We start from the raw sequence: 13,241 nt of genomic DNA, 5'->3' as shown, positions 1-13,241 counted from the left end.
ACCTGAGGTTGCAACAGATTGAGGTGTAGATAAGGCGTAGATCGACATATAGATAAACAGATACGACATGCGTTCAGCTGCACAGCTTTTCTTATATCGCTTTAGAAAGCAGAGCGACCCGTCTCCAGTGCGAGCTGGCGAGTATACTCGGTCGCTGAAGCCATTTGCTCGGCAGTTGCCTGCCAAGACCAATTGCCTTCAGCAACGCCTGGCTTGTTCATGCGCGCCTCGTCATCCAGACCAATAACATCTTGCAGCGAGAACATTACGAGATCAGCATCAGAATCCAGCAACTGTCGACTAATCTGTTTTGCTATATCCTCGGCACCATTTTCACCAAAACGCTCTTTGCACCAGCCCAACAACGTTGAAGTATCGTGAGTAGATGCATACGTAATTTTGCCCGCACGAGCACGATAGCCGCTGCGCACATCGCCATCTACAAACTGCACAACATCCATGCCTGCAAAGCCCGTCTCTGCAAGCAGAGCACGTACAGCAGGGGTAACGGCACCTAAATCCTCAGCAATAAAGGGCAGATCCCCAAAATGGCGATGGGCATATTGGAAGAGCTCAATACCTGGACCAAAACGCCACTGACCTTCCTTTGCAGAAGCTCCACGAGGAATGCAATAAAACGACGAGAAGCCCAAGAAATGATCAAGACGCACGTAGTCGTAAAGCGCAATCATTCTTTGGAAACGACGCATCCACCACGAGTACCCGCGGCGACGCAGCTCATCCCAGTTATAGGTAGGATTACCCCAATACTGCCCATCTTCGGAGAAGCTATCGGGCGGCGCGCCTGCGCCGACAGCAGGATAACCTTGAGCGTCAAGATCGAAGATCTCAGGTTCGCTCCACACATCTGCAGAATCTGTCGACACATAAATTGGCATATCACCAATCAGTAAAATGCCACGCTTACGGGCATACTCATGCAATTCATCCCATTGACGCTGAAACTCGAACTGCTGGCGACACGCACGAGCAATACCTGCCTTCAGCTCGGAACGCTTAACCAATGCACGTGACCAGCTGTGGTATTTTTTGGGCCACTCCTGCCAAGGTACTTCTTCACCTACAACCTCCTTGATGGCATCAAAGGTCGCTGCGGGCAAGAGCCAAGTTTCATTTTCCTCGCAAAAACGGTGATATTCAGCAAGCCTTTCGCTATCGCTAAAGCGTTTAGCCGCAGCCTCAGCACCACCCTCGAGCAGGCGCGGATTACCTGAGAAGGCTGAAAGTCCCGCATAAGGAGAACCAAACTGGTCGGTTGGATTGACGGGCAACATTTGCCAGTAACGCTGACCTGTGCGCGCCATCCAGTCAACAAGATGTTTTGCGGGCGCACCAAGCGTGCCGGGCTGACCCGGATGTTTATCATTAGGAATTGAAGTGATATGCGAGATGAGCCCCATCCCCAAGGGCATAGGCTTTTGCAGGCGTTTCTTTGAGTGGAAGTAAAGCACAGCGGTACCCAAAGGCCAGAGGAAGACAGACACTTTGCCATCGCACATCTCAAGGTCATTGCCGCTAATGACATCAGAAACAGTCTCTCCACGCATCTCAACGGTCACCTTATGTGAACTATCAAGACTGCGGTTAACTAACACGCAGACCGTCTCGTTGTCATCCCAACGCCAGTAACCTAGCACGTCATCACCTTCTGCAAAAGGTTCAAAATCGCCATCGATCATTACAGGCATAGATTTGCGCAAGGCGATCGCATTGCGATAAATCGTCTGGCAATTGAGGTCCTCATGACCCCAAGGGAAACTCGCACGGTTGTACGGATCGGCATAGCCCTCACAACCCGCTTCATCACCGTAATAGACGCAGGGTACGCCTGGCAGGGTCATTTGCATCAGCGCAGCCACCCACAGTCTGCTTATCGCAAGACTGCGATGATCTTTATTCAAACGAAAAGATGCTTTTTGATCCTCGCTTAGAGCATCAGGCTTGGGAGTGTTACCCAGGATAGTCAGCAGACGCACGCGGTCGTGACTACCCAGCATATTAAGCGCCGTATAGAAGGCTTCGCGGGGGTAATTCTCGCGGAGAGTTTCGAGCACAACAGCAAGCTCGTCAGCACTTGCCCTGCCCAATAAATAATGCAACAGCGTATGGCGCCAAGGGTAGTTCATCGTGCCATCAAGCTCGTCACCCCAAAAGTACTGGCGAAGCTCCCCATAGGCGCGCTTGGTTGTTGCATCCTCCCACACTTCACCAAGTAAAACCGCATCGTCACGCTCGGCAAGTTCTGCTCGTTTGATATCAGCAATAAAATCATCAGGCAGCTCGTCGGCGACATCCAGACGCCAGCCACGAGCACCCGCACGCAACCAGTGTCGCACTACACCATCATGACCACAGATAAGTTCACGATATTCCGGATTGGTCTCCTCGAGATCGGGCATATTGGTAATGCCCCACCAACTGCTGTATTCGCCATTCTCATCAAACTTATACCAGCCACGATAAGGAGAGTCCTCAGACTGCCAAGCACCCAACTCGGGATAGTTGCCATAACGATTAAAGTAAAGCGAATCATCACCCGTATGGTTAAAAACGCCATCCAAGATGATAGAAATGCCATGGGACGCCGCATCTTCGCAGAGCTTTTTAAAGGATTTCTCATCACCTAACACTGAATCAATCTTGAGATAGTTGGATGTGTCGTAGCGATGAGATGATGTTGCTTCAAAAATTGGGTTGAGGTAAATGCAGGTAATTCCCAAACCCTCTAGGTAGCCAAGCTTTTCTCGAATGCCCTCAAGCGTACCACCATAAAAATCCCAGGTAGCAATAGAGTCATCACCATTGCGCTCGTAGCGAGGAGACGTCTCCCAATCAACCAGTCGCCTCTGAGCTCCATTGCGCGGCTGATCCAAAACCTTACTGCGTTCTTTCCAATCACTACCACGTGCAAAGCTGTCGGGATAAATCTGGTACACCACTGCCTGCTTGAACCACTCAGGCAAAATACGTCGTCTATGTTCATAAACCGTCAACTGAAATGAAGGCGGCTCGCCATATGCAAAAGCACCCTCGCCTACAGGATGATTGGGAGCAGCGCCATAACGCCAAATGCTACCGTCAGCTGCATAAATACGAAACGAGTACCACACAATGCTTGGACGCTCAGATGCGAGCTCAGTCGCAAAATGAATATGATCACCTTCGGTGGAGCCATCCATTGCAACGATGGTCTCTCCCCCATTGTCGGTCCATAGGCACAACTCGGCAGTTGCCTCAGGTTCATCCCAAACATCAATGGCAAGTACTGCCGTATCCCCCATGGGAAGTGCACCCAAAGGAGTGCGGTAATGACGCTCCGAAGTGTTATGACAAGCTCTCACGAGTAATCAATCCCCGTTCCTCTACATCCGTCCACGCACAACAAACACGTCTTGGCAGATGCATGGTATCATGCCAGAACGAAAAAGGACGCAAGCATATTTTTGCTTGAGACACAGCTATGATCAGCTGTATTTCAAGCATTTCCCATCCTTGACGTTAACTATTGTATCGAATTATTTCTGGATGGAGGTCATAATACATGCTCAGATAATCTTCAGCAGCTCTATTCCAGCTGAAGTCTGCTTGCATTGCCTGAACCATTAGCGACTGCCATGCGGATTGATTGGTCCTAAAAACCTCACAAGCAGCCAAAACACAGTCTGCCATCTCATCTGCATTCATATTGGCAAAGCTAAAGCCCGTGCCTTCACCAGTTTCGGGATTATAAGAAGCAACGCTATCTGCCAAGCCGCCTGTTCTACGCACCACAGGAAGCGTGCCATAGCGCATAGCAATCATCTGAGCAAGACCACAAGGTTCAAACTCAGACGGCATCAATAGCATATCGCCAGCGGCATACATACGATGAGCCAGCGCACCATCAAAGGTAATACGCGCACAGATCATGTCACCGTAGGTCGTATCAAAATAGCGGAATGCCTCTTCTTGATCTGCATCTCCCGTACCAAGAATGGCCATCTGAACACCATCATTCATCAGGCGTTCCATTGCATAACGCACCAGACCCAAGCCTTTTTGGTTGGTCAAGCGACCCACCATCACAATAAGCGGCACCTCAGAATCAACACGCAGGCCCAGCTCTTTTTGAAGGGCAGTCTTACACACCGCCTTACCCGAAAGGTCATCTGTGGCAAATGCCTGAGGGATAGTCTTGTCTTGAGCAGGATTCCATTCATCTACGTCAATACCGTTGAGCACGCCATGCAAACACCAACTACGCTCACGGAAAATACCATCCAGGCCGCAACCATAGAAGGGCATTTGCAGCTCACGGGCATAGGTAGGACTTACCGTAGAAATCGTATCGCTGTATAGCAGCGCAGCCTTCATGTAATTGATGGAGCGCTCGTCCGAACGCAATTGATGCACCGCCGCGGGAATGCTATCCAGGCCCAGCACCTCTGACAGCAATCTATCTGAAAGCTGGCCTTGGAACATTACGTTGTGCACCGTAAAGATGGTTCTGATACTACGACACGCCTCAACGCCCTGATAGAATTCACGCAAAAAGACGGGAACCAGCGCAGTTTGCCAATCATTGCAATGCAGAACATCACAGGCAAGCTCTGGTAACTGAGTTATAGCCTCACAAATTGCCTTGGAGAAAAACGCGTAACGTTCACCATCATCAAAATAGCCATAAAGCGTGTCGCGCCTAAAGTAGTCCTCATTATCAATGAAGTAAAAATCAATACCCTGGTATGTGAGTTTCTCGACGCCACAGTATACATTGCGCCAAGCAAGTGGCACATAAAAATCCACAATGTGACGCATTTGATTGCGATACTGCTCAGGGATAGTGCCGTATTTAGGAAGAATAACGGCCACCTTGGCACCCGCGCGCTTGAGCGCACGTGGCAGTGAACCTGCCACGTCGCCCAAGCCGCCAGTCTTGGCAAAGGGCAAGGCTTCGGATGCGGCTAGAAGAACCCTGATCTTACGTCTTACCCTTTTTGCCATTGTCAGTCCTTACTCGTGTGCCTTCTCCATAATGAGGAGGTCATCAACGGTACCACGCAGCTCAGTGCCTGCGGGAATAATATTGTTGCGGTCCACGATAGCATTTTCGATAACCGCGCCACTCTTAATGATGCAGTTCTGCATAATGACGGAATGACGCACTACGGCACCACTCTCGACAACAACACTACGACCCAAGATGGAATCAGCAACAGTGCCATAAATACGGTCGCTACCCGAAAGACGCGAGTTGGTGACCTTGGAACCCGACTCAAACTTGGCAGGAGCATTGTCGTGAGCCTTGGTACGAATGGGACGCTCGGGAGCAAAGAGCTCGTCGGTAACGGCGGGCTTAAGCATGTCCATATTGGCATTGAAGTATGCCTTGATAGTAAAGACAGGAGCGCAATAACCCTTGAACTCATGAACACGCACATCAACGCGATCATACTCGCCCTGAATTGCCTCAAAAAGATCGAGGTAATCAGTGGAGGAGTACCAGTTGATGATCTCAACAAGCTTGTCGCGAGAAACGACAAAGCAGTCTAGGAAAGCGGTATTGCCCTCAGAGCAGCCATGCTTGATGCTTTTAACGCGGCAATCCTCGGTAATAAAGCTCATCACATCAGAATGATTGTTGCGAGCGGTCTGAGTCAAAACGGTAATATCAGCGCCAGACTCAACATGAGCCTCAACCAACTCCTGAATATCGATGTTGCAGACAAAATTTGCACTGCTTACCACGACATATTCAGCTTCAGAGCGATCAAAGAATGCCTTGTTATGGATAAGATCGCGCACAAGGAAGCGCGAGCCATTGCGGGTGCTGCCAAAAGCAGAGCCAGGCAGCACAAACAGGCCGCCCTTCTTGCGGGACAAACCCCAGTCCTTGCCAGCACCAACGTGGTCGGTCAGCGAACGATAATTGAATGGCATCACGATGCCAACAGAGTTAATTTTGGCATTAATCATGTTGGACAGGGCAAAGTCAATCAGGCGGAAGCGGCCCAAGAAAGGCAGCGACGCTACTGGACGACTCTCTGTCAGGACATCGGGATCCTTGACGGAGTAGTTAGCAGTAATGAGTCCGATGGTCTTGTGCATCGTTACTCCCCTTCCTTCTCGACGACGACATCATCACCGATGACGACGTAATCGACCGTTGTATCTGCGGTACCAAGGGTTGCACCTTCGGCGACCGTGGAGTTTTCACCCATAATTGCGCGAACAACATGTGCGCCAGCCTTGACGGTAGCGCCAGGAAGAAGGACGGAGTCCTCAACTACTGCACCTTCACCAATGGTGCTGCCCAAAGACACAATGGAGTGCTTTGCTGTACCAAGAATACGAACACCACCAGCAGCCAGACAGTCGTCAACTATGGCATCTGGCCCAATGTAGGCAGGGGGCATGGTGGAGGAGTTCGAAAGGATGTGCGTATCTTTCGCATACAGGTCAAACTCGGGATTCCTACCCAGAAGCTCCATGCTGGTCTCGTGGAAGCTGGCAATAGTACCCACATCACGCCAGAAGCCGTTGTATTGGTAGGTATAGAGACGATGACCCGAGTGCAGCAGGCCAGGAATGATGTCTCCACCAAAGTCATGATGTGAATCAGGATTTTCGGCATCGGCTTTGAGGGTATCCACTAAGAGCTTGGCGTTAAAGATATAAATGCCCATGGAGGCAAGATTGCTAGTGGGGTGAGCAGGCTTCTCATTGAACTCAAGAATCCTCTCATCATCATCCTGCGTCATGATGCCAAAACGAGAAGCATCCTCCCAAGGCACAGGCATGACTGCCACAGTAAGGTCGGCATTGTGGCGCTTGTGATTGTCGAGCATCTTTTGGTAATCCATGCTATAGAGCTGGTCACCCGAGAGGATTAACACATACTCAGGATCATTCTGCTCGATAAAGCCAATGTTTTGTGTGATAGCGTCAGCGGTACCGGCATACCAGTTGGAACCCGCCTGAGTCTCGTGAGGTGGCAAGATGGAAATACCACCTCCATCAATGGTGTCGAGATCCCACGCACTGCCGTTACCTACATAGGAGTGCAGCAGGTAAGGACGATACTGCGTGAGAACACCAACTGTATTGATGCCAGAATTTGCGCAGTTGGAAAGCACAAAGTCGATGATGCGATACTTCGCACCGAACGAGACAGCCGGTTTGGCGATTTTGCTTGTCAGCACACCCAACCTACTTCCCCGTCCGCCCGCGAGCAGCATCGCGATGCATTCGGTCTTGCTCATGGCTCACTTCCCCTTTCGTCCGTCTCCCCCAGGGGGACATCACATATTTGGCGCCGCCCCCAATGGGCGACGAAATCCCCACCAAAGCTGGGCGACGATATCGCCGCCCAGCTGCCGTACCAGACGTACTAGACGTGCCAAATATCGTGCGCATACTCTCTGATCGTACGATCAGAGGAGAAGAATCCAGACTCAGCGGTGTTGTGAACCGAAATACGATCCCAACGTTGCTGATCGGGATAAAGCGCGGTTAGCTCCTCCCATGCCTGAACATAGGAGTAGAAATCTTTCAAAACGAGATCTTGGTCGTTGTTGACCATCAGGGCATCGCGGACACTCTCAAAGTTGCCCGAAAGACGTGCGAAAGTACCATCGGTCAGCTGATCAATAATGCGACCTAGACGGGCACGATCAGCATTGTACATATCCCATGCAAAGTAGTTGCCGCTGGCACGCAAAGCATCTACCTCGTGTGCACGCAGACCAAAAATCTTGATATTTTCTTCGCCGACAAGCTCGGTAATCTCAACATTAGAACCGTCATAAGTGCCCAAGGTAATAGCACCATTCATCATAAGCTTCATGTTAGAAGTACCAGAAGCCTCGGCACCTGCAACAGAAATCTGCTCGGAGATATCCGCTGCCGAGTAAATATACTGGGCATTGGAAACGGCAAAATTGGGCACAAAGGCCACGGTCATCTTTTTGTTAACGCGCTCATCGGAGTTAATCACGTCGGCAACAGAGTTGATAAGGCGAATAACTTCCTTGGCAAAATCGTAGCTCTGAGCAGCCTTACCTGCAAAAATAAAGGTAGTTGGCTGGATATCAAAGCTGGGATCAGCCAGCAGGCGATTGTAAATGTCAACTACCTTAAAGACATTGAGCAGCTGACGCTTATAGGCGTGAAAACGCTTAACCTGCACGTCAAAAATCGTGGAAGTATCCAGAATTACACCCGTAGTCTTTTTGACATAAGCAGCCAAGCGCTCTTTGTCGGCTTTCTTTGAGGCGCGGAAACCCTCAAGGAAGCTGGAGTCATTCTCAAAAGCCTCAAGCTTCTTGAGCTCGTCGGCATCCTTAAGCCAGCCAGTGCCAATTGCATCGCTAATCAGCTTTGTATAACTAGGATTGGCATTTGCAAGGAAGCGACGAGGACTCACGCCGTTGGTCTTGTTGTTGAACTTCTGAGGCGCCAAAGCATAGAAGTCCTTAAGCACCGACTCTTCCAGAATAGACGTGTGAAGTGCTGAAACGCCGTTGACCGAGTTGGAGAAAATCACAGAAAGATTGGCCATGCGCACTTGGCCATCCCACAGGATTGTCGTTGCCTGGAGCTGATCGCGCCAGTTGGGAGCATCTTGAGGGAAGGTCTCACGATAACGACGATCAATCTCTTCAATGAACATATACACGCGGGGAAGCAGAGCCCTAAAGGTATTGATAGGCCACTTCTCCAGCGCCTCAGGCATAACCGTATGGTTGGTATAGCTGATAGTCTGAGTGCAAATCTTATAAGCCAAATCAAAGCCTACATGGTGGATATCGACCAGCTGGCGCATGAGTTCAGGACCACACATAGCAGGGTGGGTATCATTGGTATGGATGCTCACATAGTCACCCAAATGCTCCCAATCCTCACCGTGCTCCTTCTTGTAGGTGCGAAGAATAGTCTGTAGACCAGCACAAACAAAGAGGTATTCCTGCTTAAGACGCAACAAGCGGCCATGTTCGCCCGCATCGTTGGGATACAAAATCATCGAAATGGCTTCGACATCCGAGCGGAACTTGCTTGCGCGTGCATAATCACCAGCATTAAAAGCATCCAGGTCAAAGTCCTCAGAGCTGGGTTCTGCCTTCCAAATACGCAGATGATTAACGGTGTTGCCGCCATAACCAATAATGGGCAGGTCATAAGGCACGGCGCGAACAATCTCGCCGCCTTCTTGGGTAAACCAGTACTCGCCATCGCTCTCGTGACGAACTACCTGGCCACCAAACTGTACATCTACAGCACTGCCAACCTTACGGGTTTCCCAAGGATAGCCGCCCTCAAGCCAGTTATCGGTCTTCTCGACCTGACGACCACCCTGAATCTCCTGACGGAACAAGCCATAGCGATAACGCATACCATTGCCATAGCCAGCAATGCCTTCAGTTGCCATAGAATCCAAAAAGCAAGCAGCAAGACGGCCCAAACCACCATTGCCCAAACCAGGATCAGGCTCCTGACTTTCGAGTTCGTCTAGAGAAATGCCCAAATCAGCCAAGCCGTCTTCAACAACGTCACGGGCACCCATATTGAGCAGGTAGTTATCCAGCAGAGGCCCCAACAAAAACTCTAGCGAGAAGTAATAAACCTTCTTCTTGCTTTTGTCATAATTTTTGAGTTCCACCTTGCGAGCAAGACCAGCAACGAGAGTTGCAAGGGCGTAATAACGCTCATAAGGAGTGCAATCCTCAAGCTCACGACCAAAGGCACTCCTGATGGAGTCCTTGTAGTATGCCTTGAAATTCTCCTTGGTATTGAAAGCCTCTAGGCTCAGGTTTTCAATATCTACCTGCTTATTCGCGATTTGCATATATGCCTTCCTACGGTACTGCCAAACCAGGTACACATACTCGCATCCCAAAACAGAATGCGAGTCTGTATCCTATTTTGCCTTACTCTGGCGCGTTGTGCGCTTGGCAGTTGCTTTTGTTGTCGAAGTTTTGCTTGCCGTCGTCTTTTTTGCCGCAGGCTTCGTGGCAGGCTTTGCCGTTGCCCTTGCTGCAGGTTTTGTCGCGGTCTTTGCCGCAGTCTTCGTAGTTGTCCTGCTTGTTGCCTTCTTTGTAGTTGCCTTTGCACGGGTCTTCTTTGCGGGCAGAGGCCCCTCATAAGCAAGGATCACGCCACCAATAGGAGGAACACGCAGCGTCACACAATAATCGCGGCCATCACAGGGCTCTTCGACCGTCTCGTACACATAGCCCGAATTAGTCACACCAGAGCCACCAAATTCTTCGGCATCGGTGTTAAACACTTCTTTCCACTTGCCAGCATATGGCAGACCCACACGATATTCCTCATATGTAGCAGGATCAAAATTGATGAGGATAAAGAGATCGTCTTTGGGCTTGTCGCCATGGCGGACGTAGGAAATGATGGACTGCTCGGCATTGTCAGCGTTAATCCACTCAAAACCATTTTGGGTATAGGCGCGCTGCCAAAGTGCTGGGTGAGCATTATAGAAAGCATTGAGCTCGGCTATAAAATGCTGCTGATGAGCATGTGCCTCGTACTGCTCTGTCAAGAAATACTGAATGCCCTCGTAATACCGCCACTCAATGAACTGAGCAATCTCATTGCCCATAAAGTTAAGCTTGGCACCAGGATGTGTCATCTGATAAAACGCCAACGAGCGCATGCCTGCAAACTGGCGCCAGTAATCACCAGGCATACGTGTAATCAGCGAGCACTTACCATGCACGACCTCGTCATGAGACAGCGGCAGCACGAAGTTCTCATTGAATGCATACATTATCGAGAAGGTCAAAAGGCCATGATTGAACGGACGGTACGGGAAGTCAGACTGCATATAGTGCAGAGTATCGTTCATCCAGCCCATATCCCACTTAAGATGGAAGCCCAAACCACCATCCTCGGGCGGATAGGTCACAAGTGGCCATGCGGTTGACTCTTCGGCAATCATCAGCACGTCAGGGTAGTATTTGCCAATGGTAGCATTGCAGCCCTTGATGAACTCAATCGAGACCAAGTCCTCCTCGGTGCCCTTTTCATTGAACTTCTTGAGACGCGGATCATCAATGCCAAAGTTGAGATATAGCATGGAAGTAACGCCGTCCATGCGGATACCATCGGCGTGATACTCATCAATCCAATACAGAAGGTTGGAGATGAGGAAGGAACGTACCTCGCCGCGACCAAAATCAAACTTAAAGGTGCCCCAATTGGGATGCTCTTCTTTTTCGTAGAGCTTGTGACCATTGAAGTGCACTAGACCATGTTCGTCACGGCAAAAACCACCAGGAACCCAATCCAAAATGACACCAATACCAGCTTTGTGGCAGCTATCAACAAAATGCTTGAACTGCTTTGGCGCACCATGACGAGAGGTTGGCGCATAGTAGCCCGTTACCTGATAACCCCAAGAGCCATCAAAGGGATGCTCCATTACGGGCAGGATTTCGATATGGGAATAACCCATCTTTTTGACGTATTCAACCAGCTCAACCGAAAGGTCATCGTAGGTAAGGTAGGTGCCGGCATGATCGTCAGAGTCGGGGTCACCATTGCCAGCCAAACCATCGTCATGACGCTTCCAACTACCCAAATGCGCTTCAAAGATGTTGAGAGGCGCCTTCATCTGATTGGTCTTTTTGCGCTTATCCATCCAGCTTTTGTCACCCCAAGCATAACCTCCGATATCGGCGGTCTTTGAGGCGGTACCAGGGATCATTTCAGCCGAGAACGCGTAGGGGTCTGCTTTATAAAGCAAGTCGCCCGATTGAGTCTCGATGAGGTACTTATAAAGTTGACCTTCTTGCACACCAGGGACAAAAGTTTCCCAAATGCCACCATATGGCGTTACTTCCAGCGGATTGGCCGTGGGATCCCAGCCATTAAACTCACCAATAACATGCACAGAACGCACGTCAGGTACCCACACAGCAAAGAAGTAACCGGCAACTCCGCCAACTGTCGCGGGGTGCGCGCCCAACTTTTGATAGCTGCGATACCAAGCGCCCTCGGCAAACAGATAGGTGTCATCGTTGCTAAGACTATACATTGTGTCTGTGGTGCCCATTCCTTACCTCCAACAGTCGCCGCTTTTCATTGGCTAGCGTCTGATCCCCTCTGGTGAGGGAACGGTTCCATACCCTCTCCATAATAATCTTGGATGAGGCAAAATGGGGCATGCTATCGGATGTGCGGTAGGTGGATACAATCTATAAGCGGCAAGCGGTTATTTTGGGTGCATATAGCAAGGGGAAGAAATGCCACGCGAATCAAAGAAATCAAAGCAGGCACGCGCGGAAGAGACTTGCGTTCGCATGGAGGAACGCTATGGCCATATGGAAAGCGCACTGGACTATACGTCGCCGTTTACCCTATTGGTAGCCGTCATGCTATCTGCGCAGACCACTGACGTCGCGGTCAATAAAGTGACACCCGAGCTTTTTGCGCGTTGGCCGGGCCCTGCCGAACTTGCCCAAGCAGAGCTTTACCAGGTGGAAGATGTGATCCACTCTCTAGGTTTTTATCGTACTAAGGCTCAGCATGCTATCGAATTGTCACAGGCACTGATCTCTGAATATGGTGGAGAAGTTCCAAGGAGCATGGAGGAACTCACGCGTCTACCAGGCGTAGGACGCAAGACAGCAAATATCGTGCTCAACAAGGCTTTTGGCATTGTCGAAGGCATTGCAGTGGATACGCACGTATACCGCATTGCAACGAGGCTTGGCTTTACCAAGGCGCCAACACCCGCTGCAGCTGAGAAGGATCTGCTTGAACTTATTCAAAAAAAGCGCTGGCACGGGGTAAATGAAACTTGGATACGCCTAGGCCGCGAAATTTGCAGTGCCCGCGGAGCGCGCTGCGATGAGTGTCCACTGGCTGATCTCTGCCCTAGTGCAGGTCAGCCCGATCGTTATTTTAAGCACAAGAAGCGCTAACACCTGTGTCTGGGCTGCGCCACCATCCATCCTGTGCCCAGGCTGCACTACCATTCCATACTCAGCAACTGCTAGGCGGTAGCAATACCACCTACAGCTCTCGCAGACGGTGCAAAAGCATTGTGCCCCTCCGCAGGCGGTTCATAACCGCTCCAACCCCCAAGCAGTTCAAAAGCGTCCCCAACCCCCACAAACGGTTCAATACCGTCCCCAACCCCCACAAACGGTTCAAAAGCGTCGCTCTGCTTCCACAAAAGTGCTGCTCAATTTTTTACTGAGGGTGCTTTATGAACCCGTTGT

7 protein-coding genes are annotated in these 13,241 nt (G+C 50.4%); 1 reads left to right on the top strand and 6 read right to left on the bottom strand.

Going from position 1 to position 13,241, the window contains the following annotated elements:
- Nucleotides 1–101 precede the first annotated feature (101 nt).
- From ACO5JD_RS03345 to glgB, 6 genes are all read right to left on the bottom strand, one after another.
- A complete protein-coding gene (locus tag ACO5JD_RS03345) occupies nucleotides 102–3,302 on the bottom strand; it encodes a 4-alpha-glucanotransferase (RefSeq protein ID WP_484987563.1) in 3,201 nt (1,066 codons plus the stop codon).
- A gap of 217 nt (nucleotides 3,303–3,519) precedes the next feature.
- Nucleotides 3,520–5,004 carry a glycogen synthase GlgA gene (gene glgA, locus ACO5JD_RS03340; RefSeq protein ID WP_484987561.1) on the bottom strand — a complete coding sequence of 495 codons (1,485 nt, stop codon included), beginning with the start codon at nucleotides 5,002–5,004 and terminating at the stop codon, nucleotides 3,520–3,522.
- Nucleotides 5,005–5,013: 9 nt separating this feature from the next.
- Complete coding sequence (glgD, locus tag ACO5JD_RS03335) at nucleotides 5,014–6,108, bottom strand: glucose-1-phosphate adenylyltransferase subunit GlgD (protein ID WP_484987559.1); 1,095 nt, start codon at nucleotides 6,106–6,108, stop codon at nucleotides 5,014–5,016.
- Nucleotides 6,109–6,110: 2 nt separating this feature from the next.
- Entirely contained in the window at nucleotides 6,111–7,262 is a 1,152-nt protein-coding gene (locus ACO5JD_RS03330; RefSeq protein ID WP_484987557.1) for a glucose-1-phosphate adenylyltransferase, read from the bottom strand.
- A 128-nt stretch (nucleotides 7,263–7,390) separates the two neighbouring features.
- Complete coding sequence (locus ACO5JD_RS03325; protein WP_484987555.1) at nucleotides 7,391–9,844, bottom strand: glycogen/starch/alpha-glucan phosphorylase; 2,454 nt, start codon at nucleotides 9,842–9,844, stop codon at nucleotides 7,391–7,393.
- Nucleotides 9,845–9,916: 72 nt separating this feature from the next.
- Nucleotides 9,917–12,070 (bottom strand): 1,4-alpha-glucan branching protein GlgB, encoded by a 2,154-nt coding sequence (gene glgB / locus ACO5JD_RS03320; protein WP_484987553.1) that lies wholly within the window; start codon nucleotides 12,068–12,070, stop codon nucleotides 9,917–9,919.
- Nucleotides 12,071–12,260: 190 nt separating this feature from the next.
- Here glgB and nth point away from each other — a divergent pair, with 190 nt between their 5' ends.
- A complete protein-coding gene (nth, locus tag ACO5JD_RS03315; RefSeq protein WP_484987551.1) occupies nucleotides 12,261–12,941 on the top strand; it encodes an endonuclease III in 681 nt (226 codons plus the stop codon).
- The last annotated feature ends 300 nt before the right edge of the window (nucleotides 12,942–13,241 follow it).

The sequence above is a fragment of the Olegusella sp. genome (assembly GCF_057238325.1).
Note: the sequence above shows the minus strand (reverse complement) of the source record. Positions and strands in the feature narration are given on the sequence as shown.

Excerpts from the sequence above, each read along its gene's own strand:
- ACO5JD_RS03345 (WP_484987563.1), bottom strand. The coding sequence starts at position 3,302 with ATGGGGGATACGGCAGTACTTGCCATTGATGTTTGGGATGAACCTGAG.
- glgA (WP_484987561.1), bottom strand. The coding sequence starts at position 5,004 with ATGGCAAAAAGGGTAAGACGTAAGATCAGGGTTCTTCTAGCCGCATCC.
- glgD (WP_484987559.1), bottom strand. The coding sequence starts at position 6,108 with ATGCACAAGACCATCGGACTCATTACTGCTAACTACTCCGTCAAGGAT.
- ACO5JD_RS03330 (WP_484987557.1), bottom strand. The coding sequence starts at position 7,262 with ATGAGCAAGACCGAATGCATCGCGATGCTGCTCGCGGGCGGACGGGGA.
- ACO5JD_RS03325 (WP_484987555.1), bottom strand. The coding sequence starts at position 9,844 with ATGCAAATCGCGAATAAGCAGGTAGATATTGAAAACCTGAGCCTAGAG.
- glgB (WP_484987553.1), bottom strand. The coding sequence starts at position 12,070 with ATGGGCACCACAGACACAATGTATAGTCTTAGCAACGATGACACCTAT.
- nth (WP_484987551.1), top strand. The coding sequence starts at position 12,261 with ATGCCACGCGAATCAAAGAAATCAAAGCAGGCACGCGCGGAAGAGACT.